The sequence below is a fragment of the Emticicia aquatilis genome (genome assembly GCF_014644295.1).
In the GTDB taxonomy this organism is placed as follows: Bacteria; Bacteroidota; Bacteroidia; order Cytophagales; family Spirosomataceae; genus Emticicia; species Emticicia aquatilis.
Genome location: NZ_BMKK01000003.1, coordinates 249,437 through 273,087 on the forward strand (window position 1 = coordinate 249,437; position 23,651 = coordinate 273,087).

Below are 23,651 nucleotides of genomic sequence, written 5' to 3' on the forward strand. Positions count from 1 at the left end.
ATTAATACAATTTCGGGTATAAAGTAGGCTTGGCTTCGTGCATTATTTCATAAACCGCATCAAAAATTGTTTCGGTATTTGGTTTCGAGAAATAATCACCGTCTGAGGCGTACGCAGGGCGGTGTGCTTGAGCCGAAATAGCTTTTGGTGCAGAATCTAACCAGCGATAAGCTTGTTGGTTGTCGAGCACTTCTTGCATCATAAACGCTGACGCTCCCCCCGGTACGTCTTCATCTGCAAAAATCACTCGGTTAGTTTTTTTGATTGATTCTACAATTAAATGATTCACATCAAATGGTAGTAAAGATTGTACGTCTATCACTTCAGCCTTGATACCTACCTCTTCTAATTGAGCTGCGGCTTCCATGACGATTCGGCACATTGAACCATAAGTTACGATGGTTATATCTGAGCCTTCTTTGATGGTTTCAGGTACGCCAAGCGGAACACAGATTTCATCTAAGTTGGTAGGCAGTTTTTCTTTGATTCGGTATCCGTTTAGGCATTCGATAACTAAAGCTGGGTCGTCGCCTTTCATGATAGTGTTGTAGAAGCCCGCAGCTTGTACGAAGTTGCGAGGAACCAAAACATGAATACCACGCAATGCTCCCAACATAGCCGACATTGGCGAACCAGAGTGCCAAATGCCCTCCAGACGATGCCCACGTGTACGAATAATCAGTGGGGCGAGTTGCTGGCCAACCGTACGATAACGTAGCGAAGCTAAATCGTCGGTAAGGGTTGCGAGAGCGTAATAAATATAATCGAAGTATTGAATCTCAACTATTGGGCGAAGTCCACGCATGGCAGCCCCAATTCCTTGCCCGATGATGGTAGTTTCTCGTATGCCTGTATCAGTTACTCTGATTTCTCCGTGTTTTTCTTGCAGACCCGCAAAACCTTGATTTACATCGCCGATTTTACCCACGTCTTCGCCAATCGCAAATACCCTTGGGTCACGTTCAAGTAATTTATCAAAATAAGTATTGATTATTTCCCGACCATCGACAGTTGGGCTATCATCTACGTAGTTGGCCGAAACTGGTTTCACATTCATTGGCGAGGTCGGAAACTCGCTCAGCAGATGAGAGTTGAATCTTTTATAATTTTCGGGAGCAACATCATCCAGCCATTTGACTAAATCTTTTTTTGCAGCTATATCTTCAAAGCGTAATGTCCTTATAGCTTTTTTAATGGCCGAAATAACATCACGTCTAACTGGGTTTTCTGTTTTTTCGAGCGATTCTCTGATGGCAGCAATCGCTTTCGTATTTTTACTCTCTATGGTCAGTTTTTTCAGAAGTGCAGTTGCCGAATCGTATTCAGGCTTTAGCGAGTCTCGGAAAGCTGCCCAAGCGGCATTGCGTGATTTTTTCGCAAGGTCTTTGGCTTGGCTTTCTATTTCGCTTAGTTCGTCTTGTGAAGCATAGCCATTTTCGAGAATCCATTTCTTAAAATGTACGTTACAATCAAACTCATGCTCAAATTGCAATCTTTCTTTTGATTTATAACGCTCGTGCGAACCCGAAGTAGAGTGGCCTTGTGGTTGTGTAACCTCAACGACGTGTACAAGCACAGGTACGTGTTGGTCACGGGCATAAAGGGCGGCACGTTGGTAAGCATCAATCAGTTCGACGTAATTCCAAGCACGAGCTACAATGATTTCGAGACCATTGGAGTCTTCTTTACGCTGAAAACCCGACAGTGCTTCCGAAATACTCGATTTGGTGGTTTGGTATTTGATTGGCACCGAAATTCCGTAGCCATCGTCCCACACCGAAAATATAATAGGAATCTGTAAAACACCTGCCGCATTTATTGCCTCAAAAAACATTCCTTGCGAAGTAGAGGCATCGCCAATGGTAGCAAAACAAACTTCATTTCCTTGATTAGAGAATTTTGTAAGTTGCTGTAAGTCTGGGTTTTCTCTGAATAATTTTGAAGCATAAGCCAAGCCGATTGCACGTGGCATTTGTCCAGCCGTAGATGATACATCACACACGGTGTTGTACATTTGGGTTTGGTCGAGCCATTCGCCTTTATCATCAACCCAACGATTTCCGTAGTGGGCATTCATTGAGCGACCGCCCGTAAATGGGTCGTGGGCAATATCAGTATGAGCGTATAATTGAGCAAAAAATTGTTGCCAAGTAAGCCCGCCAACGGCTGCCAAGAAGGTTTGGTCACGGTAATACCCCGAGCGGAAATCGCCTTTGCGAAAAACTTTCGACATGGCAATCTGAGCCAGTTCTTTTCCATCGCCAAAGACTCCGAATTTTGCTCTACCTCTAAAGACATCCTGTCGTCCGATGTAGCTTACTTCTCGGCTTTCGCAAGCCACTCTATAATCGTTCAGCACTTCTTCTTTGGTTAAAAGAACATCGGTCGAAGAAATTGAGGCAAGTAGGTCAGTCATAAGATGAAATGTAGAGCGAGCAACTCGCTACTGGCTAAAGTGACCAAATTTATGGGTCAGTTTTTAATAATATAGAAAATAGTTAGTATAACAACTAATTTCAACGTAAAGTTAGAAAAAAATATTTCATTTTTCAAAATAATGAGAAGTGGCACGATTTTGTTAATGACTTGCCAACACAAAAAAACTGCAAATACTCAGCTCGCACCATTACTACGTATTTTTACGCATATCAATAAGGGGTTTCACGGATTTTTACTGGAGTATTAATACTCAGGCATTAACATTGTTTAGGGTCTATTTTTCACTAACACAATTTTAATATGAACAGTAAAAAACAATTCACATCTACGAAATGGATTTACTCTTTTATCCACGTTTAAACGATGCAACCAACACAGCTGGCCGTTGCTCTCTCTACTGCAAAATCACAGTCAATAAGCTTTCATGCGTCCCCTTCTCGACTGACATCCGAATTTATGCAAAGAACTGGCAACCCAAAAAAAAAACCACCAACGACGAATTTTCCGACACAGTTAGGCAAGAAATTAACCGACTGGAGAACATTCTTAGAAGAATTAAAATTGACCTCGAAGAACGACACGAGCCAATTACAGCCGAAATTATTAAGTATAACTATCTAAAATTAAAGAAAGACCAACGTCAGACAAAACCATCAATAACTTCCAATTCAACAACGCTTGAAAGTTTGTACAGTGCTTTTACTGAAAAAAAAATGAAAGAGGGAGCAAAGAAAAGTACTAAACGACATGATTATTATTTAGCAAAATCATTTCTTGATTTTGCTACAAAGAAAGGGTTTAAAGACATAAAGCCCTCAAATGTTACCTTAGAACTCGTTGAGCAATTCTGTGATAATTTTAATAATTCAAAAAATTATTTACGTCAATCAGTTAAACTACTTATTCGTGTGCTTGATATAGCGGTAAAGAAGAAAATCATCATGCACAACCCAGCTAAAGAAGTAGAACTCCCGAAAGGAGGGTCAACAAAAAAAAATAATGAAATAGGGCTTGAGCCAGAAGAACTTGAAATTCTAAAAAATGCAAAAACATACACCGAACGGGAAGAAAAAGCCATTGATATTTTTCTGTTTATGTGCGGTACAAGCTTAGATTTTTGTGATTACAATATTCTAACAGAAAACGATATTGTTACAATCGGTACAACCAAAATTGTAAGAGCAGAACGCCAAAAGACCGACCGATATGATACTGAAAGAATATGCCAACACAATGCGATTATAAAAGAGGTAGCTTTGGAAGTTCTCGGTAAATATGGAAGTATCGAAAATTTACCACGCTTTAAGTATTCCCACGATTTAGATGCAATACTGAGAGAAATAGCCGAACGGAACGGAATAGAAAAAAATAGTAACCACCAAACGAGCAAGAAAAACATTTGCAAACTTATCAATTAACTATGAAAAGCACACTGACGAGCAAACTGCCTATCAAATGGGACACGTGGACACCAAGCAACTCAGAAACTACCGAAGATATAGTGATAAGATTTTAGGAAATTTGATAAAATAATAATTGGATAACCATAATCAGGTGTTTATCATGCAACACCTGATTATAATGAATATTATCGTAAACGTGTTTTGCTGGAAAGTATCAACTTCTTCAAACTCTCAGTTTCCTGCAAATTTTTTTTCATTTGACTCTCTAAATCATTAATTCTTCTATCTTTTTCAAGTAGCTGCCTTTTCAATGATTCAGTCTCGGATAATATTGCAGAAAGAGTAACAGGAATTGTACCTAAAATCAATTCCCCTTTGTCATTTACTGTAACAAATTTGGTTGTGACAACACTGGCAGGACTGGCAGAAGTCAGTTTTTTTAATCTTAACCCACTCACATTAGCTATTGGTGGATTCGTTGACATTGAGGGGCAATCACAAAGTGTGTTTGCTGTTGATGAATATACCTGCAAAGGTTTTATAGAAAAATTATCAAACGCAAGGTATGAGTTAATTCCATCACCAAAAATGGAAATGAAAAGCCCCAAAGGTGAATAAATTGGAAATATATTACCAAGTGTTACATTGTAAACAAGTCTTTGAGTATCTCCCCAAACTTCATATTTTTTTGGGTAAATTGCCTGTGGCTCTCCTAACGGATTCGTAATGATAATCGTATCAGATGTATTGTTGATTAATATCCTAATTCTTAATCCATTACTATAAAATCTAAAACCATTATATTCCAATATTCCGTTACTGACTTCAAAAGTTCCAAAACTGGCTTCTCCAATTTTTGGCTGTACTGTTTGTCTTCTTGGATTTGGTAAAACACCGCTTGAAAAATCTAAATCAAATTCCAGAGAAAAAAGGTTTAATCCCACTGGCAAGGAAATATCCTTTTCTATTGATGAGTTACTAATACCTGATTGATAGTCACTATTAGGCTTAAATACAAGTTTTCCATTTATAATATTTGCGAAGTTAGGACGGATATAAGTAAACTGTCCACTATCTGGGGAAGCACTTACATAACTATTAAGGTTAGTTGAACTTGAAAAATCTTGTGTTAAGTAACTACCTTGTCCGTGTAAAGTGTTAAGTAGAAGACTTAGCATTACAACTGAGATTAAAGTAAAAGTTCTCATAAGGCATAAATATTTTAGATGAAATATAGCTTAAACAAATATAAATAGGAAATGTATTCAACGTATGGAATAGCTTGTTGTTTTTTGTAAATCATTAAATATTAGGTATTTATGATTTTTCTTGTATTTATATATGCGTAAAAATACCTGACATAAACAGGTATTTTTACGCTATTTTGTACGTACAAAATAACTTACATTTGCTGCGAATAGTCAAACAGCACAACCACAATGAAAAACACCGTTAAGCCTATAACTACTATTTTCTTTTTCTTCCTTTTAATTTCTTGTGAAAATAAGCCAGCTTCTAAGGTTGAACAATTCTCTAATTCTGGTAACGTAGTTGATTATGTAGGATATGCAGATGAAATGATTATTGAAGGCTATATTCGAGATAGTGTAGAAGCCGCCGAGAGAGGACGTACAACACATTAATAATTATTACAGAATAGCTTTATTTAGATTTTGATTAATGCAACTATCTGAACACACTAATTTCAAAAACCTTATAAATAAAAAATATATGATTGAAATACACCACTACGTTATACATGAATTAGAAAAGCAAGCAACTTCAATGGATGTTAATGAGAAATTATCACAAGGTCTTGCTGAAATTAATGGTTTTGCATTTGCTTTAGTTGAGAAAATGCACGTTGCTTTTAAAGAAGATTCTTCTACCAAAAACACTAAGTTTACTGATACTAATGAAAGTCCATTTCAAAATACACTCAAAAGCTACTTGCAAAATGAATGTACTTCTGATGATTTTTTGAAATTTAGTAAAGATTCATTAATTGATTTAAAAAATCGAATCAAAGGTGAATCACTTTCTGTTGGGGGATTTTATGTATTCGCAGACTATAAATTTAATGAAAAAAAGTATATTTTAGTAGGATTACTAAGAAAAGAGGATGGTTTTGATACCGAATTCAAGAACGGCGTATTTGTTGTAAAAGGAATAAAGAATTTAAATATTAATAAACTTGCAATGGGATTTCGATTTAATGTCGATATATATGATAATCAAATTGATGATGATAGAAATTATATAGCTTTAATCACGACAGGGAAGACAATTTCTAAATATTTTAGAGATTGGGTCTCAGCAAAAGGTTTAATAAACAATGATGCGAATACTAAGGCATTTATTGAGATAATAACCTCTATAAAAAAAGAGGAGATTCCTAAGAGATTTAATTCCAAAATTGAATTCTGGACTTCCTTATATACTTTTATCGAAGAGAGCGACAAATATGTGAAACTTGAAATAGTTAGTGCTATGTATTTTGACGATAAATTCTTTTTAATCAGTTTTGCAAATGAAAAGGGCATTGTTATTGACAATGAGTTTAGTTGCGATATGAATAGATTGAAGTCTTTAATTGAGATTAGAGTTAAAGCAGATGGTATTGATTTAAAAATACCAAGAAATAAAATAAATAATGAGGATATTTCAATTGATAATGGCTCTGTCACAATTCATTCTCAAGAATTTGCCGAAGAAATACTACAAGAGTTAATTTTATTCCAAAATGGTTAAGAATTATGAAGCTTTAAAGCTACTTTCTGAGATTATAATTGAATCCAAGTCAGTAACAGAAATAAGAAGAGAGCAAAAAATAGTGCTTGAAGTTGAACAATCTATTAATCTTACATTGGTAGATGTTTGCAAGAATCTAAACCTAAATTTAACGCAAAAAGAAAATATTTTTGAAATAACCTTTCCTAAAAGTTATTTTTTGACTGAGATAGATTTTATGAGTCGTTATTCATTTTCTTCTGAAGATGAATTCGACAGTTCAGAAGTTGTAATTTTTAATTTTAATGGTAAACTCCAGGTTAAATCAGAGAATGACATTTTTAATACTGAGAATAGTTTAATTTATAATTTTAAGTCATACAAATTTTTATTAGACTATCTAAGTAAGAAAGAAGAGTTTTTGGAACATATCAATAGCCAAACAAGAGAAATGATACTTGTTGGTAAGAATAGTAAAAAAAATGCTGTTATTAAGATAAGATATAATCACAATGAAGCAAGAGTTGCATACTTAGAAAACCTTGCTCCAAGCATTGAATTAATTTTTAAAAGCTTCAAAGATAAGGAGTTTATTTACTTATTTAGAGACAGGGTAGTAGATTTTTTAAGTACAAATATTTCTGAAAAGGATAGCTTTTTTTTGGTTGTAAAAAACCTGCCTAATCTGCTTAAAGAAGCTGAAATAGACTTTCAATTTTATTTGAAGAAGTTTAATTTTGAAAACATCAAAAACCGTTTTAGAGATGATAGGATAAAGTATTTTGATAGTTTAGATAAGCATCTTGATAATATAGGAAAACAGATTGCAGCAGTTCCATTATCATTTTCAGCCGTTGCTTTTGCTGAATATCAAGTAAAAGATACTTTTCTCATTCTTTGGTTGATATTTTTTGGAATATTAATCTACACATACTTGAGTTGGAAAATGTTAAATTTATCTTTATTTGATGTAGAGAAATTAGAAGAGGACTTAGTTAATGAATATGAAAACATAAAAAAAGATTATCAAGATATGTTAGTATCACTTGATTCTGATTTTGCAAAAATATGGCAAAAAATAGATAACTTTAAGGATATTATTAAATATGTTAAATATTCCTTAATTGCTCTTTTATGTCTATTTATTCTTTTTTCAATATATTTAAATTTTTTCACAGAGACTGCGAAAGTTAAAGACTACATTTTAACACTATGATTAAACTACTTGCTTCAAAATTAGAGAGTTCGGCAGTTCACTTTATTGGAAATAAAAATAATGATGAGAGGTTGATTTTAACTAAGAAACCTATTGATATTCAAGATATTGAATTGAAAAATGTTTTGAATAGGTTTTTTACCAATCAATTTAATGGAAAAGAAGAATTATTCAGATTTAATCATAGTTCAGATTTAAGCTTAAATGAGATATATTCTTATGTTACAGATATATTTGACAATCCCAATTCATTACATTTTAACTCTGTTAAAATTGCAAAATTTCTCTATGAGAAAACTTTGCACCCTAAGATAAAATCAGGAGAACTCTATATTGGTTTTTTAAAGGATTGCGTAGTAGAAGGAGAGGTAGTTGATGGCGTTTGTATATTCAAATGTGAGTCCAAAACTACATTTTTGACTGTTAATCAAGAAGAAAATGAATTAAAGGTGTCATATAACTCATCAGGTGTTAATATTGAAAAAACAGATAAAGCCTGTATAATATTTAATGTAAAAAAGGAAGAAGGATATAAGATTTGTATCACAGACAATACTAATAAGTCAGTAGATGCCCAGTATTGGAAAGAGTCTTTTTTAAACGTAGAAAATATATCAAATAGTTACTTCCAAACAGATTCCATGATGGGTATTTATAGAAGCTTTATTAATGAAGAATTTTCAAATAAAGATAAATTTCCCAAAACAGAAAAGATTGAATTAATAAATAGGTCAGTTGAGTATTTTAAGAATGAAGAAAAATTTCAAATTGAAGATTTTGCTGAAAAAGTTTTGCAAAGCCGTGATTTAATCGAATCTTTTAGAACTTATAGAGAAGTACAGCCAACTAATGATAAAATAGTTGATGAGTTTAATATTTCTGGCTCTGCTTTCAAAAAACAGTCTCGAAAACTAAAAAGCGTTTTGAAGCTTGATAGTAATTTTCATATTTACATACATGGAAACAATGAGATGATAGAGCATGGCGTAGATGAGAAAACTGGAAGAAAGTTCTATAAAATTTATTATGATGTAGAAAGTTAAGGGGTAAATACATAAAACTATCTGATGATGTGCTTGAGGGTTCACTAAACACACTAAGCTCATAATTAACTTTTTATTTTTACCATTTTTGTCTGCCATTTTCTATAAATTAATGTAAAAGATTTATCATATATTTATTATTCAATCAATATGAAAAGTCGCCCGATGGTTCATGGATTGCTAAATGGGGATATTATTCAAATTGAAGATGTTGAAAGTGGTCTGAAATGCAATTGCATTTGCCCTGAATGTGGAAGTAGGTTAGTAGCCCATAAAGGAGAAAAAGTGATACAGCATTTTAAGCACTATGATAAAACGGAAATTGAGAGTTGTTATGAATCAGCCATTCACTTAGCATCTAAAGCCTTATTTGCAAAACATAAAGAAGTTAGATTACCAAATCTTAAAGTATTTATACCTGAGTTAGGTTATAATGCAAATATATTACAAGAAAAAAAGTATAAAATATCAAAGGTTAATGTCGAAAAGTATCTAATCGACTTTAAACCAGATATATTAGCCGAAATCATTGTAAAAAGTAAGGGAGAAACTAAAATAATTCCACTTATAATTGAAATTGCTGTAACTCACTTTGTTGATTACAATAAACTTCTAAAAATTGAAAAAAGTAAAATCTCTGCCATTGAAATCTCATTAAAAGATGTGGAGAGAATAATGGATGATGACGACTTATGGTTTGAAATACAGAATCCTGTAAATATCAAATGGCTTTACAATAATAAAACTCAAAATCTTATTGAAAAAAAAATAAATACGATTAGAGCGATTGAAGAAAATAGAGAGAAACAAAGAATAATGGCCGAAATAAGTAATGAAAATTATAAATTGAAGCTTAAAAAAGAAGGGTATTTACTTTTAAAAATATATAAGGGGAGAAAAGAATATATAGGGACTACGGTTGATGAATATATCTTCACTGGTAAAATTTACTGCCCCAAACAGAATAATACTGAAATTGATAGAAGTATTTGTGAAAAATGCCTGTTTAATCATGGTGACTTCAAAAATTCAAATGAAGATTTTTTTAGAATTATTTGTGGTTTTAAGAATAATAGGCTAAATCATAACGAATAATTGGCAAAATAGATGATTTTACAACAAAGCCGCTCCAAATGAAGCGGCTTTATTGCCATTTAATTGTTTCGACTTTTACCCCTTTATGCAGCCATTTCAACATAATTAGACGGTTTGCCCAAGTGCTTGACAAGCAAACCAACTTCTTTTGGAGATAGCCAATTACCAGTAAAAAGTTTTGGGTTTTGTTCTTCTTCTCGGATTCTTCTCAGCCAAGACCGCCAAATGTGAGTTTTGCCAGTGCTATAAAATCCGTAAGATTCGCAAACGTGCTTTTTAAAGGCAATCTTGCCAGCCACAATAGCAGTTGTGGCTTTTTTCTCCGCTTCAATCGTCATGGTTTTAGGAATTAGCGTTGAAAGTTTAAAGGTACGTAAAAATGTTTATTCGGGTGTGCTTCTACCGTATCAAATGCAGCCAGCACGGTTTCTGCATTGGGTATTTTATCAAGCGATTTCAGGTGTTTTCTACTGCTACCAGTTTTAAACAGAATCAAAAAATCTGCATACTGGAAAAGCTCACGTGGTACAGACTGCAAACTGTGGTAAGTCATAATCACATTGCATCGAAAGTGTTCACGTTGATTCACGAGCCTTTGAAAACGTTGTGATGCCTTAAACTGCACATAATTGGTGCAATCTTCTAAAATTACCGTACAATTCAAACCCCTGCCATCGGCCAGAGCAATGAGATTTTCCATGAAGTATTCGGGATTTGCTTCCGAATCATAGCCACGAATAACAGGCACAGAACCTTTGTTGCTTGCTTGCCTTAAAGCCAGTTCCCAATGCTTCAACTGTTCCGATTCTATACCTTTCAGATGCTCCATCCACTTTTGCGGTTTGGTTGCAAATATCAAAACAGGCAAAGTGCTTGGTTGAATAAACTGCGAAAGTAACAAGGTACTTTTACCCATGCCAGGGCCACCGACAATGATAACAAATTTATAGCGGTGTTCTTGGTTGAAAACATCACCCTTCGGTAGAACTTTCGTCAAGTAGTCCCCCGCCGTCGGGGTTTGGTTCAACTGTGGTTTTCTGCGTAGCTTCATAAGCGTTAGTAACTTGCTGTTTTATGGTCAGTTCATCGACTACAAGCGGGCGGAACTGTTTCGCTCCCGACAATTCGAGGTTTGCAAAACGACTTCCCACCGATGATGCCACCACGACCGCAATTGTTATCATCGGGTTTTGCACTTTGTCTCGGTTTTGGTAAAGCCACGTAGCAAGGGCTTTTTCAAGTAATTTGGTTTCACCTTCATCCAAACCCTTTTGTTCAACTGATTTTTTAATCAGTGGGTACATTTGCCAAACTCGGTCGGCTTCTTCGTACGCTCCTTTGGCCTTCGAGAAAAACACTTTTTGCACTTCGTCTTGTTGTTCTTCGGAGAGCGAAACAAAAGCTTCATAATCGGCCTTAAATTGCTCGTAGTTGACTTGGTGCAAATTATACTGATGCTCACATTCTTCTTCGGTCGGGATATTATAGACCTTTTTTAGAATGACAGGCAAACCCCACTTTAGGCCATTATCCAACAGGCCGACATAAACCTTTGCTTCGGGAAGAAAATCGTCGATTTTTACCTCTGGTTTAGGTTTAGGGAAATCAAAGCCATTTTGGATGTGATTAACTGGTTCAGGTTGGTCAAAAACCGATTGTCCCAAACTTGGGGGCGTTGGTTGGTTCATTTGGTTGGCAATTTCTTCGACATTCATTGTCGAAAATTGCGGATACTTATCAAACATCATAAGTGATTAGGGTTTAAGGCTATTTCTGACTAAGTTTTTGTTGGGGTAAATTATCGTAATACATACCCCAAAAACGGATAAATTCAAGCATGAATCCACGTTGGTCGGCTGTCATCGAAAAAATACCTTCCAAATTGAGTGGCATTTTAGCGGCTGCAAATTTCTGGTCGATGGTTCGTAGCATATTACCACCTTCATCATTGCTTTTCAAGAATGCAGGGGTAAGCTTATCTTGCATTAAAGTTTTGCCAATATCCATCACAACCCCCACAATCTCATTTTTATTGACGCTTTCAAAGTCAATCGAAAGAATTGGTTCAAGTTTGATTCTTACGTGGGTGGCAAATACCCTCGTAAATTCAACCCCTTGCATAATTTCGGCCAAAGCATCTTTCAATGTTACTTCGTTGAGATGCACGAGCGGATGCCCATCGGGGAATGTATGAAAATCTTTAAATCTTGCGGTGGTCAATAGGCCATTATTGGCCGTTTCTGCGTTCATATTCTGAAATGGTTTTGATATACGAAATTTGTTGTTTTACGTCACTTCGGCCAAAAATACACCCACCAAGCACCCCACAGCCAGTATTTCTATTGGCTACGTGCAAATCATAAAATTCTGCTTTCAAGCCCGTTGCTCCTGCTTTTTTCTTGAAGTTGGTTTCAGCATCGGCATACCCTTTTTTATAGGCAAGGTCGGGAAGTAAAGTTTTGGCTTTTTGTAGTTCATCGTTCAAGGCCGTAACCATTTCGGCTTGTTGGATAGCCTTTAATTGCAAAGCTGCATTGTCTTTGATGATGGCCAATTCACCTGATAAAACTTTCTGTACGAGAAAGTTTGCGAACTGAAAGGAATTTTCACAGCCGAACTGTTGGCGGCCTATCTGCAAAAATTTTTCGTGGTCAGTATGGCTCACTTTTGCCGTAATTGATACCATAAAACAGGCGGTTGAATCGTGGTTGACTAATGGTTGAATTTTGCCAAAAAAGTGGCCAAATCGTGGTTGAATCGTGATTGAACGCATTCAACTAACGATGCAAATTTGAGCCAAAAAATTGCCTAAAAACAAGCAAAAAAACGAAAATCAACTATTTGCGTACGTGGATGTAAGTAAATGTATGTAGGTGTAAGTTGAACGAAGTTGACTAAAATTTGCTATTTGTTTTTTCGATTCCAAGCCACCTAAATTTGAACCCGAATCAAAAAACAACTACTCGTATGACATCGGTACAGGTTAGAAAAGCTTGCTTACACATCGAACCATTAATTGAAGGCATTACACTTCCAATCGTGGACAACAAAACAGCCCATTCGGATTCTCCCATCTATTGCATCCCAAGCCATAGACGTATCTACATCAACAAAGACAAAATGAAGGATGTCAATATTTTGGAGAAACCCGAACTACTCATGTTTTTGGTACTTCACGAAGTTCAACACATCAACGATAATAGCCTAATGGCCGAACTCCGTTTCGACCGCCAAGCCTTAGAATTGATGCTTGAACACGAAATTGATATTACTAAGATTAATGTCGATGATTTTGCAAGCTTATTGAACCCTACCGATTCGTACCGAGTAGCACGCATCAATCAGTTACACAACTATCAAAACATCGTAACAAATGGCAGCATCAAAGGCTAAAATGAAACGTGTGATGAAACGTGCAGGTAAGTTGCGAAAAGAGGGAAAATCCGCCAGTGCGGCAATGAAAACCGCTTGGAAAGAAGAAAATGGCGGTTCTACCTCAAAAAGCAAAACCAAAAGCGGCAAATCACAGGAGAAACCAAGAAAGAAAATTTTTGGGATTTTCTAAACTAAATCCACACAACTAAATCAATGTTTAAGAAAATCATTGAGGTAGCCAATGACCTGTTTAACAACTCCAAAGGTATTCAAGCGGTAGAAACACCGAAAGAAGAAAAAAAGCAAACCCTTTGGATTGTCTTGGTTGTGGTTACAATCGCAGTTTTAACAATTATCTTCATCAACAAAAAATGAAAAAAAACACAACTTTTGCCTTAATGGCAGCCCTCGTGTCTAACCTTTCGTCAGCAGGTGGCAAATTGTATGGTTACGCTGACCAAGTAATGTTTTACCGTACTGGTGGCGGTTCTATTCTCGGTATTTTCTCATTCATCTACAACGGCAAATTACACGCAATCGCAGTGGCCAACGATGGTGCAGGTAACTTCTTCCAATTCATTCCGAAATCGGTCTTAATCAACAACTTTGGTGTGCCTTCGGCCTATGCCACTGGTTTCGTTGAAACGGCTGATGCTGGCTTGACCTTGCTCCCGCAAGATTCTAAATACACCACAGGCGTTCGTATTGTGAGCAATATCAGTCCTTCGGATGCGGCAAATGCAATCAATACTTTGAGTGCCTTAGAGAAAGGAACGAAAGTTTTTCCAACTACTGATGGATATTTTGTTTCGGTGAATGGTGCTGTACCTCCTTCATCTGCATTACCTATCACAACCGCTGATGGTACAGTTCCAGATAAGAAAATCACTACTCAATCCGATGGTGAAGGCGACAAAAACCCCGATGGTTCTAAAAAAACATGGATTCAGAAAAACTGGGGCTATGTAGTGGCAGGGGTTGCGGTCGTGGGTATCATCGTGGCCATCGTAGTTTCTAAGCGTTAATCAAGAATTTAGATGTATCAATGAATCACTCTATCTGAAAAAGCGGTAGAGTGATTCATTAAAAATCGACACAAAAACATGAATTTAGCAAGTTTAGCGGGCGGTGTAACCGTCGTAAAAAACAGGGCGTTTCAATGGTTTTTGGTGGTTTTTGCAATACTTCTAATCGGCTATTTGATTTACAGGCAAGGGCAGAAATCGGGCGGATTCCAAGCAGCGGCCAAACTACCCAACAACGGTAGTGGTATTCCGCAAGGTTGGACACCCACGAAATTGGTTGACGAACTTTGGGACAATCTCGGTACTATCTTTTGGTCATGGACTGAAAGAAACAGTAAGATTGAAACTTTACTGAATTTAACGCCCGACCAGTTGGCAGCAGTTTACAATGATTACAATTACAGGTATGGCAAGAAAGACGGCAATACATCATTGACAAAGAAAATCTCGAAAGAAATCTTCTTACTCCGTCAGTCTGAAATACTCGCAAAACTCCGTAGTTACGGTTTATACTAATGAAAAATTTTAATCCACTATGGCTTTTCTTGGTTGCGGTAATTGTAGCATTGGTATATCTACTCAAAAAGGCAAATGATGCTTTCAAAACCGACCCTAATGTGGGGTATTTTGGCGAAAACATTGTGAATCCTACCGCTGTCGAAGAAAAAGCCAAAACCGAATCACCCAAGCAAAACGCATCAGTTTATATCAAATCAAGTTTGCTAAGAATCCGAGATGCAAAGGGCAATCAGTACATTAATTCTGTCACGAAACAGCCTTTGTACTTCCAAAAAGAGGACGAGAAAGTGGGCGAATATATCGGCAATTCTTATTTCAATGGTAAAAAGTATGTAGCCGTGAAAAAGACCCCCGAAACTGCTCAAAAATGGTCAATTAAAGGACTGGCAAACTACAATACAGTATATCTGTGGCGTGATGCTGTAATAATCAAATAACATGGATGCAGGAAAAAAACTCCAAACAACCACCAACGATGGCACACGAACGGATTTAGGGACGGTCTTAGATGTATTGAGCGGCAAGGCAAAACCAACCGTCAATTTTGAAACATCCATTTCAAAAGATTCAATCATCTTTTTGGCAGTAACCACCACGCTCGTAGGCCTATTATTAATCTTTGTCAGCAAGAGAGCATGAACAAATTAAGTGCTGTTTTGGGCTTAGTTGCTGCGATTTGTATCATCGCTTACTATATCAGCGGCACGGCCTTAAACATTCGACAAAACAAGCTTTTGAAGAATGCAAAACTATAAAAACGGTAGTATCATTCAAGTAAGACCCGACGACTACCCCCTCATACTACACTATGGAATACTGGTCAATTATCTGGGCGAATGGTGGGTTTTACACAACAACGAAAGCAATGGTGTGCATCGTGAAAAGTTAGCTTCGGTATTGGATAGGAGTACATTGATACAAGTAATTGATACCAAACTAACTGGCAAGACCACGAACGAACTACTGGAGAGATTCAAGGCATACGAGGGCAAAAGCTACGATTTAGTAGCCTACAATTGTGAAAGCTTCGTGAATGACTTTATCAATCAAAAGAAGTATTCAAAGCAGACAATCATTTATACCTCCTTGATACTCATAACCATTGTTTTTTTAACCGCTTGGATAACAAAAAAACTCGTCAGATAACATGAAAGGTACGTACAAAATAATGCTCATAGTGTTGACGGTGGTAGTTATCATGGTAGCAGTTTTTAACAAAAAGGCAAGCGAAACAAAGATGCTTAATCCACTACCAAGCGGTAGAAAAACAAGCAAATTTGGGGACGATAGAGGCACTTACAAACACAATGGTTTAGACCTTGCCGCTCCAACAGGTACACCCATCATTGCACCATTGGACGGCATTGTAAGTGCGATATATACTAACTCATCGGGTGGTAATCAGTTGCTAATACTCCACACAAACGGCATTACAACTGGTTACGCCCATTTGAGTAAAACGCTCGTAAAAATCGGCGATTATGTGAAACGAGGGCAAGCCATCGCACAAGTGGGTAACACTGGCAAAAGCACAGGCCCACATTTACATTTCACCGTGACAATCTTGGGTGTCAAACAAGACCCCGAAAAATTCATAACAACATGAACAAAGCATTTTATTTCATCTTAGCCATATTGGCCATTGTGGCGGTGTATGTATATACCCAATATCCAAAATGGCAAAAAGGGCAGCGAATGAGCATCACGATTGACAAAACGAAGCTTACAACCGCACACCTCAAGCAACTCGGTTATATCTGAAATTCAATGGACAAAAGACGTATGAACGCAACTATTCCATCAACGAAACAAAGCTTTTACGGTGAAACCGATTTAGCAGGAAACCGTGCCATTATTGCCAATCTTGAAAGGAGTTACGGCAAAATGATTCGAGAAGCAGCCTATCAAAACGGTATCGAACCCGCACTGGTGGGAACTTATCTTTTTGTAGAATCAAGGGGAGATATTAACGCCCGCAATGGCAACACTTATGGTTTGGGGCAAGTATCGGTAGCTACTGTGGCCAATACGCTTTATAACGACTATAAGCAGAGCAGAATCAGCCCACGAGAAGAAGAATTGTTGATTGGTTTCTTAGGTCAGGCAGCCATTGATACCATCAAGAAGGCGAAAGCAGATACAGAAATCTTGTCATTATTCAGCCCACAATTGCTGTATAATCCAAATTTCAATATTCTGGTATCGGTGATGTACTTCCGTAGATGCCTTGACAAATCGCACACTTTGGGGTATGGTCTTAGACTCGATATAGCTATCTATTTATACAATGCTGGCTACTATAAAACTGTGCCATTTTCAACGGATGTAGATAGCTTTTTGGATGCTTCGATTCCAAACACAACAAAGAATTATATCAAAAAGGTATTAGGCACAAATACGCCTTATCCCGATGCAAAACAAATTTTTGGGTAAAATGGAAAAAATCAAGCTACAAGAAATCAAAGACAAATACACCTTTGAAAAGCAAGAAATTGAGCGAAAAGAAGGTGTAATCGTATCCATCAACGAAAAACTACAAGAAATCAATGGCACACAGACGCAGATTCAGAAATGGAATAAATCCATCGACAGTATTAAAAACCCTATCGACAAAGCAACCATGTTGCAGGCAAGAATTGATGCAGAAACCAAAATTGAACAACTCGAAACCGAGATTGACCAACTTTGGCAATCAATCAACGAGCCTATTTCAGCGAGTGCTGAAAAAGCTATTGATGATGTGGTACAAGTTGATGAACAAGGCATCCACCGAAAATGGCTGAATACAGGTTTATTCAAGTATTTGGGATTTGCTTTCGTATCTCTTTTTCTATTTGTTCTGATTCATGGTTCACAATTTTTATTCACAGAAGAATGGACACAAACATTAGAAAGTTTCAGATACACACATCAAATATTCCTAAAAATCTCAATGGGCTTTTTCGGTGTGCTAATGATGGCGGTATCGGTCAATTTATTACTGCCTTCGGTGCTTCGCTACTTCAATTCAGATTTAAGTGCTTACGATTTCTTTGCAGATTTCAAGGAATCCGACCCCAAAACACGCTTGCTTGTGTCCTGTTTTATCTTGTATTGTCTCATGCAGTATTGGGGCAAGATAATGGCTTGGGAGATAGTCTTATAAGGTCGAAAGTAGTCAATTTAGCCCTACTAAATACAGGGGTTTGCGAAGTTCCAGTAAATAGAGGTAAAGTCATTGACAAATACCGCTCGGTGGCTCTCGACCGCAAAATCAGTGGCTACACTGACCCGTGGTGTGCCTACTTCATCGGCTACATTTACAAGTCCTACGGCATCGACACCAAAAAGGTTTTGGGTAATGGCTACATCGCAAGGGCGGCCGATTGGTTCAAGAACAAAAATCGAATTGTGTACCAAAAGGGTATCGGCTACCAACGAAAGCGAAAACCCAAAGCGGGCGATGTGGTAGGGTATAAATTCACCAGTGGCCGAATTAGCCACGTCGGAATCCTAATCGAATGGAACGAACTCGACGGCTACGCTCTGGTAGTGGAAGGCAACACAACCCCACGCAACAGTGTAACACGAGACGAAAACAAAAACGATTGTGTACGGCTCAAAAAACGCCCAATTTCAATGATTTACGTAGTATCAAACATTATTGAATAATGAAACAAGAAACCATTCAATTTGCCGACCAAAGTATTTTGGCCAGTGAATTACAAACCGAAAAAATCGGGATTGACACATTAATAATCTTGGTCGGAATGTTAGTGGATGTCATCGAAACGCTGAAAGGGCTTCTCGGGAAAAAAGTAAAATTGCTTGCTGTAATGAAGGCATTAAAGGCAGTTTTTCCATTCATCAAGACCTTTTCCCAACACAGTAAAAAGGTATTGGCCGAGATTAAAGACCTTTCGACAGAAGAATTAACGGATTTAGCTTTGCTTGTGTCCGACAAGTCAACCAACACAACAATTACAGATATTTTATATTTTATTCAGTTCATTACAATCTTAAAAAAGGGTAAAGAATAAGTTTAGGTAAGTCAGAAAAGCGGTTGGCATTGCTGACCGCCTTTTTTCTTGTAAAGCAATTTCACTTCATCAACATATAAAAACAATGGCAACGAAAAGAACAAAATCAACATCAAGACCGAGTGGACAAATGAGCATTTCATTTGGTAGCAAAAAAAAGGTCAATTCACAAGCAAAGAAAATGGGTTCTGCGTTGAAAAAAGCCCACAGTATGACCAAAAAACAAATCAAGCCAGTGAAGAAAACCATCACGGTTCGAGTGGGCTACAAGAAACGATTCAAAGAGAATCTAAAAAAGACAATGAAGCTTTTCGGGGTTAAATAATTTTCACTTGAAAATACCGCAAACAACATGAATGAATATTGGAAATATTACTCAGAAGATTATCAAAAGGTTTTGGAGTCACAAATGACTACCACCAAACCGCCCACCACCGACCCTCCTAAAAAGACTTTTTGGGAAACAGGCTTCGGCACAGGGTTGTCAAACCTTTGGGGTTTCGTAACGAACAACCCACAACAGGTGGTGAATTTGGTTGCACCGAAACGAGCCATTGTAACCAACCCAACCGACCCCAATTATTTGCAAAATGGTGGTTTTGTTGGTGGAAATACGCAAAATCCACAACCAGAGCAACCTCAGAACAACAATAGTGCATTGCTTATCATCATGGGAGTTGTGATTGTGGTAATCCTATTTTTGATGTTTAAAAAGCAATAAGATGGCAACAAAGGCTGAAAAATACCAATGGAATCAATTACCCGAACCGTGGCGACATGGTGGTTTATTCCGAAATATCAACAATGATTTATCGGTTGCTCGGCAGGTTGGTTTTGTGTGGTCGGAGAGTGCCAATACTTGGTATATCGAAGTTGATGGAACAAAATATTGGGCTTATGATACCAGTATCAGCTATGAAGCTTGGGCAGACCCTTATCGGAATTTAGGCGATAAAAACCCTAATAACGATGCCATTTTTGTATGGAATAATACAGGAAAAGCGTACCAACCACAAGGCACTTATGTATTGAGACAGGACGAAAACGGCCTTTGGTTCTATTATGATGATTTGGGTAAAAAAATCTATGATGATGCGACCTACTCCAATGATGTAAAGGCACAAGACTTTATAGGTAATAGTATTTTGAATGCTCCTACTTACGACGCATGGGATGCAAACATCAAAGACATTTTAGGCAACCCAATTGTGCCGAAAAAGCCCGAAGTTGGCCTATACGATACCAAAAATTATTTGGATTCGGTCGATAAAAAGCGAACAGTTTACAAGCAGTTTTATTCTGCTAAAACACAGACTGAAAAACTCAATGCCATAAGCGTTCGAGCGGCTGACATTGTAGCCGAACAAAATCAGTTGATTAGCGACCTAAATAAAGCAGGGGCAGCAATTAAGCGTGAAAATATCATTATCAATACCGTAGTCGGTGGTTTTGGTAGTGCTTCTATAAAAGCAGCAAGTACAGTTACGAAACTTAATCCTATTGGTGTTGGATTAGTTGTTTTTGGATATGTAAAGAAATACGCAGCCTCGAAAACAACAGGCAGACGAGAACAACTAAGGTCAGAAGATTTATTGTATTTAGAAGAAGAATTGAACGCAATAAAAGCCTATATCGAAAAAAACAACCTTAGTTCTGATAGTGGTAATGCTGACAAAAAAACTATCTATTGGATTATCGGGAGCGTAGTTGTGCTGGGCATAGTGATTTATTTTTTAGTACGTAACAAATAATGGCAGTAGTAAGCAATAATAAAATATTTCGATGGGTGAATGGCATCGTTCCTTTCGAGATTTCAAAGGATTTTCCCGAAGGAAGCGAAGGACGAAAAGAGATTTTACAAGCCATCAACGAAATTAATGTACGTACAAATTGCAGCTTTATTGAGCGAACGACTGAGCCAAATTACGTGGTTTTTGTCTATGATGCAAAGTGGTGTCAATCATACGTCGGAATGCTCGGAGGTCGGCAAGAAATACGCTGTGCCATCGGCAAGAATTTCAAAGCAGGTTCGTTGATTCACGAAGTATTGCACGCTCTTGGATTCTACCATGAACACCAACGCCCCGACCGTGACGAGTACATTAGAGTAGTGAAAAGCAATATCAAACGTCTGGACGATTTTCAAATTTTGAACAGTGAAATTGTCGAAACGATTGGCGAATATGATTTTTCAAGCATCATGCACTACCCTCGAAGGATTGTAAACCCCAACTTGGTAAACAATATTTCGATAGATACCATTGAGCCGCTGAAAGCTTTACCGCTCGAAACCATCTTGGGGCAACGTGGAGCATTATCAAGCAAGGACGTAGCAGCCATCAATCAAATGTACCCAAAGAAGGCCATGAACACGAAGGAGTACAGTATGAGCGAACCGATAAAAGCATGGCAACTAATACTAATCATTACAGTTTCAGCCACATTACTTTATATTACAGTTAGAAAAATTACCACATGACAAAGAAACTATTGATTGGGATTGCTCTCGTTTTGGGGGCAATTCTTGCTATTTGGGCTTGTACCAAAATAGATGTTCGACCAACACAACAAACCAAGACTACACAAAACACACAAACGAATGATTCGGGTAGCAGTGGTGGGAGTGGTTCGGGTGGTGGCGGTGGTGGCACTGGCACTGGTGACGACGACAACCCTGTGGGTTCGGATAATTTTACTTATCTATACAACTATGGCAGTAATTATGTTAGATGTACGCCCATTCCGAACAAATTTGAAAAGGTTGACCACGCATCAAAGGATGCCGCAAGGTCAATGATTCCCATAGACTTGCATAGTTGGTCAATTGCGAATTTTGTCCGTACGAAATTAATTTTCAGTCACTTCAAATTGAAGGATTCGCAAGGTACGGTATTGTATGAGTACCACGACACCGAAGGAGCGGTTCATGTAAGTCTTTCGCAGAATGACCGAGAAAACAACCGAGGTAATAACCATCAAGCGGCACTTTCGAGATTCTTAATTGCCGAAGGGAATTACACGATTGAGTACCAAAATTTATCTAATAGTGTCGGTAAAGCTTATTTTGAAGCGTTTGAGCAGTACGAAGGCAATCAGTTTAGAATGTTAATTGGCTCGAATGTGACAGGTAATTTACAGCCTTCGATTGAGGTATCAGACCGAATGGAAGTAAGCCCAAATACAAGTATTACTTACGGTTTTACGGTCACTTACGGCAATTATTCGATGATTAAGTTTAATGCAAATGGTTTTGAACACAACTAAAATTACTACACAATGATAAACGGTAACACACAACCTAATAAGGGTTATCAAGAAATTTTAGACCCTCACATGACTGGAGCGGCAAGTAATGCGAATAGTAGCAACTATGATTTACAATCTATCAAGAATTTTATTCTTGCTGACGAAAGGTTTTCTAATCAATCTCCATCACCATCGACACCCGAAACTGAGCTTACAAAGGTAGCTTTGTTTATTATATCGGGAGAGAGCAATTCGGGTGGCTACGCTTTAAACTCGGAAGCACCCACCAATGAAATTGGGCTAAGAAGTGAAGTAAAGATACTTAACAACACAACTTTGGCTTTTGAAAACCTAAATATTGGAGTTAATAATTTATTGGCACATACAGGATTATCGAACGGTTTAACTCATGGTTTTGAACTGCCAATTGCCAATGCAGTAAGAGACAGTGCATTGAATTTTTCCGAAACATTCATTGTAAAAACTGGACAGGGCGGAAGTCGTATTTCGGAATGGGTTGAAGGTGGTCAATATTTCAATACCTATAAACAAAGGGTTCAAGCCGCTTTGAATTTACTGAAAGAACAAGGCAAAACACCTTACATCTTTTTGATTTATTCGCAAGGCATTAATGATGCCCTTGCGGCTTACTCAGCCGAGAGTTGGAAAGCAGATACATTGGCACATTTGCAAAAATTACGTTCAAAAGTTGGTTTTTGTCCAATCTTGTTAACCAAGTTTATGAATCCGTACAGTGGCTACAATGCAAAACTTGATGAAATAGAGCAGGTCAATAGCCTTAATATTGCCATCAGTGCTACGGATGCAGCCTTACGAGATGAAAACCATTGGAGTTATAACGGTTTTAGAACTCTTTTTTCAAGGATGATTCCGCATATTAACAGAATCGCAAAAGAATATGCCATTAATCAAAACCGTGCTTTATTTGAACATATAAATATGATTCCGAACACAAATAATTCAAGCAATTCAAGTAATTCGGGCAATCAAGGCAATTCAAGTGGAAGCAATTCGAGTGGACTATTAACTTGGGGTAATTTCGTAAACGCACGAGAGTTAAATGGATATATTGAATGTGTAGGCAACAATACACCATCGGGTGGACGTGCAACGCAGACCATCAATGCACAACAACCGTTTTCGATTATTGTAGATATACCTACCACAGTGAGCGATAGCAACGCAACAGTAGTTTACTTAGATGAAAATCAAGCGGATGATTTTGCATGGATAACAGGAAAAGTATTTTTGGCAGGGGTATATCAGTACGAAGGTTCGCTTTTTACACCAATTGGTGGTTACGCTGCTACTCCAGCAGGTTTGGCAGGTTCGGGCGATAAAATTAAGATTGAAAAATCGGGTAATGATTTGGTTTATAGTCGCTCAGTAAATGGCGGGCAAAGCTATAATGTTATCACAACAGCCACAGGGGTTTTAACTGGCAAAAACACGTTGTACGTGAAAACACTTTTTGCGGTAGCAGGAGCATATAAAGTCAAAGTTTCAATGAACTAAAATCT

The 23,651-nt window shown here is 37.3% G+C and carries 33 protein-coding genes; 26 read left to right on the plus strand and 7 right to left on the minus strand.

Annotated elements, in window-relative coordinates; translation table 11 throughout:
• Position 1: 1 nt before the first annotated feature.
• Complete coding sequence (locus IEX65_RS08375; RefSeq protein WP_188765593.1) at positions 2-2,416, minus strand: alpha-ketoacid dehydrogenase subunit alpha/beta; 2,415 nt, start codon at positions 2,414-2,416, stop codon at positions 2-4.
• A gap of 355 nt (positions 2,417-2,771) precedes the next feature.
• On the opposite strand from IEX65_RS08375, the gene IEX65_RS08380 reads away from it, so the two are divergent.
• Positions 2,772-3,857, plus strand: coding sequence for a phage integrase SAM-like domain-containing protein (locus IEX65_RS08380; protein ID WP_188765594.1), 1,086 nt, complete (start codon positions 2,772-2,774; stop codon positions 3,855-3,857).
• Between the two features lie 170 nt (positions 3,858-4,027).
• Here the strand turns inward: IEX65_RS08380 and IEX65_RS08385 are convergent, their stop codons facing one another.
• On the minus strand, positions 4,028-5,050 hold the full coding sequence (locus IEX65_RS08385; protein WP_188765595.1) for a hypothetical protein: 1,023 nt from the start codon (positions 5,048-5,050) through the stop codon (positions 4,028-4,030).
• Positions 5,051-5,281: 231 nt separating this feature from the next.
• Here IEX65_RS08385 and IEX65_RS08390 point away from each other — a divergent pair, with 231 nt between their 5' ends.
• From IEX65_RS08390 to IEX65_RS08410, 5 genes are all read left to right on the plus strand, one after another.
• Positions 5,282-5,485 carry a hypothetical protein gene (locus IEX65_RS08390; RefSeq protein WP_188765596.1) on the plus strand — a complete coding sequence of 68 codons (204 nt, stop codon included), beginning with the start codon at positions 5,282-5,284 and terminating at the stop codon, positions 5,483-5,485.
• Between the two features lie 88 nt (positions 5,486-5,573).
• A complete protein-coding gene (locus IEX65_RS08395; RefSeq protein ID WP_188765597.1) occupies positions 5,574-6,593 on the plus strand; it encodes a nucleoid-associated protein in 1,020 nt (339 codons plus the stop codon).
• A complete protein-coding gene (locus tag IEX65_RS08400) occupies positions 6,586-7,788 on the plus strand; it encodes a hypothetical protein (RefSeq protein WP_188765598.1) in 1,203 nt (400 codons plus the stop codon). Before IEX65_RS08395 ends, IEX65_RS08400 begins: the two co-directional genes overlap by 8 nt.
• Positions 7,785-8,831, plus strand: coding sequence for a nucleoid-associated protein (locus IEX65_RS08405; protein ID WP_188765599.1), 1,047 nt, complete (start codon positions 7,785-7,787; stop codon positions 8,829-8,831). Before IEX65_RS08400 ends, IEX65_RS08405 begins: the two co-directional genes overlap by 4 nt.
• A 150-nt stretch (positions 8,832-8,981) precedes the next feature.
• Complete coding sequence (locus IEX65_RS08410; protein ID WP_188765600.1) at positions 8,982-9,926, plus strand: competence protein CoiA family protein; 945 nt, start codon at positions 8,982-8,984, stop codon at positions 9,924-9,926.
• Positions 9,927-10,009: 83 nt separating this feature from the next.
• Here IEX65_RS08410 and IEX65_RS08415 read toward each other — a convergent pair whose 3' ends face one another.
• Genes IEX65_RS08415 through IEX65_RS08435 form a run of 5 tightly spaced genes read right to left on the minus strand, consistent with a single transcriptional unit; the run spans position 10,010 to position 12,612 of the window.
• Positions 10,010-10,264 carry a hypothetical protein gene (locus IEX65_RS08415; protein WP_188765601.1) on the minus strand — a complete coding sequence of 85 codons (255 nt, stop codon included), beginning with the start codon at positions 10,262-10,264 and terminating at the stop codon, positions 10,010-10,012.
• A gap of 11 nt (positions 10,265-10,275) precedes the next feature.
• Positions 10,276-10,923, minus strand: a complete 648-nt coding sequence (locus IEX65_RS08420) for an ATP-binding protein (RefSeq protein WP_188765602.1) — start codon at positions 10,921-10,923, stop codon at positions 10,276-10,278.
• Entirely contained in the window at positions 10,898-11,674 is a 777-nt protein-coding gene (locus IEX65_RS08425; RefSeq protein ID WP_188765603.1) for a hypothetical protein, read from the minus strand. Before IEX65_RS08425 ends, IEX65_RS08420 begins: the two co-directional genes overlap by 26 nt.
• 19 nt (positions 11,675-11,693) lie before the next feature.
• Positions 11,694-12,176 carry a hypothetical protein gene (locus IEX65_RS08430; RefSeq protein ID WP_188765604.1) on the minus strand — a complete coding sequence of 161 codons (483 nt, stop codon included), beginning with the start codon at positions 12,174-12,176 and terminating at the stop codon, positions 11,694-11,696.
• Complete coding sequence (locus IEX65_RS08435) at positions 12,154-12,612, minus strand: hypothetical protein (RefSeq protein WP_188765605.1); 459 nt, start codon at positions 12,610-12,612, stop codon at positions 12,154-12,156. Before IEX65_RS08435 ends, IEX65_RS08430 begins: the two co-directional genes overlap by 23 nt.
• Before the next feature lie 281 nt (positions 12,613-12,893).
• On the opposite strand from IEX65_RS08435, the gene IEX65_RS08440 reads away from it, so the two are divergent.
• The 20 genes from IEX65_RS08440 to IEX65_RS08535 all read left to right on the plus strand — a co-directional run bounded on the left by IEX65_RS08440 (position 12,894) and on the right by IEX65_RS08535 (position 23,646).
• Positions 12,894-13,319 (plus strand): hypothetical protein, encoded by a 426-nt coding sequence (locus IEX65_RS08440; RefSeq protein ID WP_188765606.1) that lies wholly within the window; start codon positions 12,894-12,896, stop codon positions 13,317-13,319.
• Positions 13,300-13,491 carry a hypothetical protein gene (locus IEX65_RS08445; RefSeq protein WP_188765607.1) on the plus strand — a complete coding sequence of 64 codons (192 nt, stop codon included), beginning with the start codon at positions 13,300-13,302 and terminating at the stop codon, positions 13,489-13,491. Before IEX65_RS08440 ends, IEX65_RS08445 begins: the two co-directional genes overlap by 20 nt.
• A 23-nt stretch (positions 13,492-13,514) precedes the next feature.
• Positions 13,515-13,676, plus strand: coding sequence for a hypothetical protein (locus IEX65_RS08450; protein ID WP_188765608.1), 162 nt, complete (start codon positions 13,515-13,517; stop codon positions 13,674-13,676).
• A complete protein-coding gene (locus tag IEX65_RS08455; protein WP_188765609.1) occupies positions 13,673-14,326 on the plus strand; it encodes a hypothetical protein in 654 nt (217 codons plus the stop codon). The genes IEX65_RS08450 and IEX65_RS08455 overlap by 4 nt, the downstream gene beginning before the upstream one ends.
• A 78-nt stretch (positions 14,327-14,404) precedes the next feature.
• Positions 14,405-14,842 (plus strand): hypothetical protein, encoded by a 438-nt coding sequence (locus IEX65_RS08460; RefSeq protein ID WP_188765610.1) that lies wholly within the window; start codon positions 14,405-14,407, stop codon positions 14,840-14,842.
• Positions 14,842-15,282, plus strand: coding sequence for a hypothetical protein (locus IEX65_RS08465; RefSeq protein WP_188765611.1), 441 nt, complete (start codon positions 14,842-14,844; stop codon positions 15,280-15,282). Before IEX65_RS08460 ends, IEX65_RS08465 begins: the two co-directional genes overlap by 1 nt.
• 1 nt (position 15,283) lies before the next feature.
• Positions 15,284-15,484: a hypothetical protein gene (locus IEX65_RS08470; protein ID WP_188765612.1), complete on the plus strand. Its 201-nt coding sequence runs from the start codon at positions 15,284-15,286 to the stop codon at positions 15,482-15,484.
• 102 nt (positions 15,485-15,586) lie between these two features.
• Complete coding sequence (locus IEX65_RS08475) at positions 15,587-15,991, plus strand: hypothetical protein (RefSeq protein WP_188765613.1); 405 nt, start codon at positions 15,587-15,589, stop codon at positions 15,989-15,991.
• Between the two features lies 1 nt (position 15,992).
• Positions 15,993-16,451: a M23 family metallopeptidase gene (locus tag IEX65_RS08480; protein ID WP_188765614.1), complete on the plus strand. Its 459-nt coding sequence runs from the start codon at positions 15,993-15,995 to the stop codon at positions 16,449-16,451.
• The gene (locus IEX65_RS08485; RefSeq protein WP_188765615.1) at positions 16,448-16,606 is read left to right on the plus strand and encodes a hypothetical protein; all 159 of its coding nucleotides are present in this window, start codon (positions 16,448-16,450) and stop codon (positions 16,604-16,606) included. Before IEX65_RS08480 ends, IEX65_RS08485 begins: the two co-directional genes overlap by 4 nt.
• Before the next feature lie 6 nt (positions 16,607-16,612).
• Positions 16,613-17,278, plus strand: coding sequence for a lytic transglycosylase domain-containing protein (locus IEX65_RS08490; RefSeq protein ID WP_188765616.1), 666 nt, complete (start codon positions 16,613-16,615; stop codon positions 17,276-17,278).
• A 1-nt stretch (position 17,279) separates the two neighbouring features.
• A complete protein-coding gene (locus IEX65_RS08495; protein ID WP_188765617.1) occupies positions 17,280-17,990 on the plus strand; it encodes a hypothetical protein in 711 nt (236 codons plus the stop codon).
• A complete protein-coding gene (locus IEX65_RS08500; protein WP_188765618.1) occupies positions 17,939-18,496 on the plus strand; it encodes a CHAP domain-containing protein in 558 nt (185 codons plus the stop codon). The genes IEX65_RS08495 and IEX65_RS08500 overlap by 52 nt, the downstream gene beginning before the upstream one ends.
• The gene (locus IEX65_RS08505; RefSeq protein WP_188765619.1) at positions 18,496-18,864 is read left to right on the plus strand and encodes a hypothetical protein; all 369 of its coding nucleotides are present in this window, start codon (positions 18,496-18,498) and stop codon (positions 18,862-18,864) included. The genes IEX65_RS08500 and IEX65_RS08505 overlap by 1 nt, the downstream gene beginning before the upstream one ends.
• Positions 18,865-18,949: 85 nt before the next feature.
• Positions 18,950-19,189 carry a hypothetical protein gene (locus IEX65_RS08510; RefSeq protein ID WP_188765620.1) on the plus strand — a complete coding sequence of 80 codons (240 nt, stop codon included), beginning with the start codon at positions 18,950-18,952 and terminating at the stop codon, positions 19,187-19,189.
• 27 nt (positions 19,190-19,216) lie between these two features.
• Positions 19,217-19,585, plus strand: coding sequence for a hypothetical protein (locus IEX65_RS08515; RefSeq protein ID WP_188765621.1), 369 nt, complete (start codon positions 19,217-19,219; stop codon positions 19,583-19,585).
• A 1-nt stretch (position 19,586) separates the two neighbouring features.
• Entirely contained in the window at positions 19,587-20,615 is a 1,029-nt protein-coding gene (locus IEX65_RS08520) for a hypothetical protein (RefSeq protein ID WP_188765622.1), read from the plus strand.
• On the plus strand, positions 20,615-21,343 hold the full coding sequence (locus IEX65_RS08525) for a M12 family metallopeptidase (protein ID WP_188765623.1): 729 nt from the start codon (positions 20,615-20,617) through the stop codon (positions 21,341-21,343). The genes IEX65_RS08520 and IEX65_RS08525 overlap by 1 nt, the downstream gene beginning before the upstream one ends.
• On the plus strand, positions 21,340-22,128 hold the full coding sequence (locus tag IEX65_RS08530) for a hypothetical protein (RefSeq protein ID WP_188765624.1): 789 nt from the start codon (positions 21,340-21,342) through the stop codon (positions 22,126-22,128). The genes IEX65_RS08525 and IEX65_RS08530 overlap by 4 nt, the downstream gene beginning before the upstream one ends.
• A gap of 12 nt (positions 22,129-22,140) precedes the next feature.
• On the plus strand, positions 22,141-23,646 hold the full coding sequence (locus IEX65_RS08535; RefSeq protein ID WP_188765625.1) for a sialate O-acetylesterase: 1,506 nt from the start codon (positions 22,141-22,143) through the stop codon (positions 23,644-23,646).
• The last annotated feature ends 5 nt before the right edge of the window (positions 23,647-23,651 follow it).

Excerpts from the sequence above, each read along its gene's own strand:
- IEX65_RS08375 (WP_188765593.1), bottom strand. The coding sequence starts at position 2,416 with ATGACTGACCTACTTGCCTCAATTTCTTCGACCGATGTTCTTTTAACC.
- IEX65_RS08380 (WP_188765594.1), top strand. The coding sequence starts at position 2,772 with ATGGATTTACTCTTTTATCCACGTTTAAACGATGCAACCAACACAGCT.
- IEX65_RS08385 (WP_188765595.1), bottom strand. The coding sequence starts at position 5,050 with ATGAGAACTTTTACTTTAATCTCAGTTGTAATGCTAAGTCTTCTACTT.
- IEX65_RS08390 (WP_188765596.1), top strand. The coding sequence starts at position 5,282 with ATGAAAAACACCGTTAAGCCTATAACTACTATTTTCTTTTTCTTCCTT.
- IEX65_RS08395 (WP_188765597.1), top strand. The coding sequence starts at position 5,574 with ATGATTGAAATACACCACTACGTTATACATGAATTAGAAAAGCAAGCA.
- IEX65_RS08400 (WP_188765598.1), top strand. The coding sequence starts at position 6,586 with ATGGTTAAGAATTATGAAGCTTTAAAGCTACTTTCTGAGATTATAATT.
- IEX65_RS08405 (WP_188765599.1), top strand. The coding sequence starts at position 7,785 with ATGATTAAACTACTTGCTTCAAAATTAGAGAGTTCGGCAGTTCACTTT.
- IEX65_RS08410 (WP_188765600.1), top strand. The coding sequence starts at position 8,982 with ATGAAAAGTCGCCCGATGGTTCATGGATTGCTAAATGGGGATATTATT.
- IEX65_RS08415 (WP_188765601.1), bottom strand. The coding sequence starts at position 10,264 with ATGACGATTGAAGCGGAGAAAAAAGCCACAACTGCTATTGTGGCTGGC.
- IEX65_RS08425 (WP_188765603.1), bottom strand. The coding sequence starts at position 11,674 with ATGATGTTTGATAAGTATCCGCAATTTTCGACAATGAATGTCGAAGAA.
- IEX65_RS08430 (WP_188765604.1), bottom strand. The coding sequence starts at position 12,176 with ATGAACGCAGAAACGGCCAATAATGGCCTATTGACCACCGCAAGATTT.
- IEX65_RS08435 (WP_188765605.1), bottom strand. The coding sequence starts at position 12,612 with ATGGTATCAATTACGGCAAAAGTGAGCCATACTGACCACGAAAAATTT.
- IEX65_RS08440 (WP_188765606.1), top strand. The coding sequence starts at position 12,894 with ATGACATCGGTACAGGTTAGAAAAGCTTGCTTACACATCGAACCATTA.
- IEX65_RS08445 (WP_188765607.1), top strand. The coding sequence starts at position 13,300 with ATGGCAGCATCAAAGGCTAAAATGAAACGTGTGATGAAACGTGCAGGT.
- IEX65_RS08450 (WP_188765608.1), top strand. The coding sequence starts at position 13,515 with ATGTTTAAGAAAATCATTGAGGTAGCCAATGACCTGTTTAACAACTCC.
- IEX65_RS08455 (WP_188765609.1), top strand. The coding sequence starts at position 13,673 with ATGAAAAAAAACACAACTTTTGCCTTAATGGCAGCCCTCGTGTCTAAC.
- IEX65_RS08460 (WP_188765610.1), top strand. The coding sequence starts at position 14,405 with ATGAATTTAGCAAGTTTAGCGGGCGGTGTAACCGTCGTAAAAAACAGG.
- IEX65_RS08465 (WP_188765611.1), top strand. The coding sequence starts at position 14,842 with ATGAAAAATTTTAATCCACTATGGCTTTTCTTGGTTGCGGTAATTGTA.
- IEX65_RS08470 (WP_188765612.1), top strand. The coding sequence starts at position 15,284 with ATGGATGCAGGAAAAAAACTCCAAACAACCACCAACGATGGCACACGA.
- IEX65_RS08475 (WP_188765613.1), top strand. The coding sequence starts at position 15,587 with ATGCAAAACTATAAAAACGGTAGTATCATTCAAGTAAGACCCGACGAC.
- IEX65_RS08480 (WP_188765614.1), top strand. The coding sequence starts at position 15,993 with ATGAAAGGTACGTACAAAATAATGCTCATAGTGTTGACGGTGGTAGTT.
- IEX65_RS08485 (WP_188765615.1), top strand. The coding sequence starts at position 16,448 with ATGAACAAAGCATTTTATTTCATCTTAGCCATATTGGCCATTGTGGCG.
- IEX65_RS08490 (WP_188765616.1), top strand. The coding sequence starts at position 16,613 with ATGGACAAAAGACGTATGAACGCAACTATTCCATCAACGAAACAAAGC.
- IEX65_RS08495 (WP_188765617.1), top strand. The coding sequence starts at position 17,280 with ATGGAAAAAATCAAGCTACAAGAAATCAAAGACAAATACACCTTTGAA.
- IEX65_RS08505 (WP_188765619.1), top strand. The coding sequence starts at position 18,496 with ATGAAACAAGAAACCATTCAATTTGCCGACCAAAGTATTTTGGCCAGT.
- IEX65_RS08510 (WP_188765620.1), top strand. The coding sequence starts at position 18,950 with ATGGCAACGAAAAGAACAAAATCAACATCAAGACCGAGTGGACAAATG.
- IEX65_RS08515 (WP_188765621.1), top strand. The coding sequence starts at position 19,217 with ATGAATGAATATTGGAAATATTACTCAGAAGATTATCAAAAGGTTTTG.
- IEX65_RS08520 (WP_188765622.1), top strand. The coding sequence starts at position 19,587 with ATGGCAACAAAGGCTGAAAAATACCAATGGAATCAATTACCCGAACCG.
- IEX65_RS08525 (WP_188765623.1), top strand. The coding sequence starts at position 20,615 with ATGGCAGTAGTAAGCAATAATAAAATATTTCGATGGGTGAATGGCATC.
- IEX65_RS08530 (WP_188765624.1), top strand. The coding sequence starts at position 21,340 with ATGACAAAGAAACTATTGATTGGGATTGCTCTCGTTTTGGGGGCAATT.
- IEX65_RS08535 (WP_188765625.1), top strand. The coding sequence starts at position 22,141 with ATGATAAACGGTAACACACAACCTAATAAGGGTTATCAAGAAATTTTA.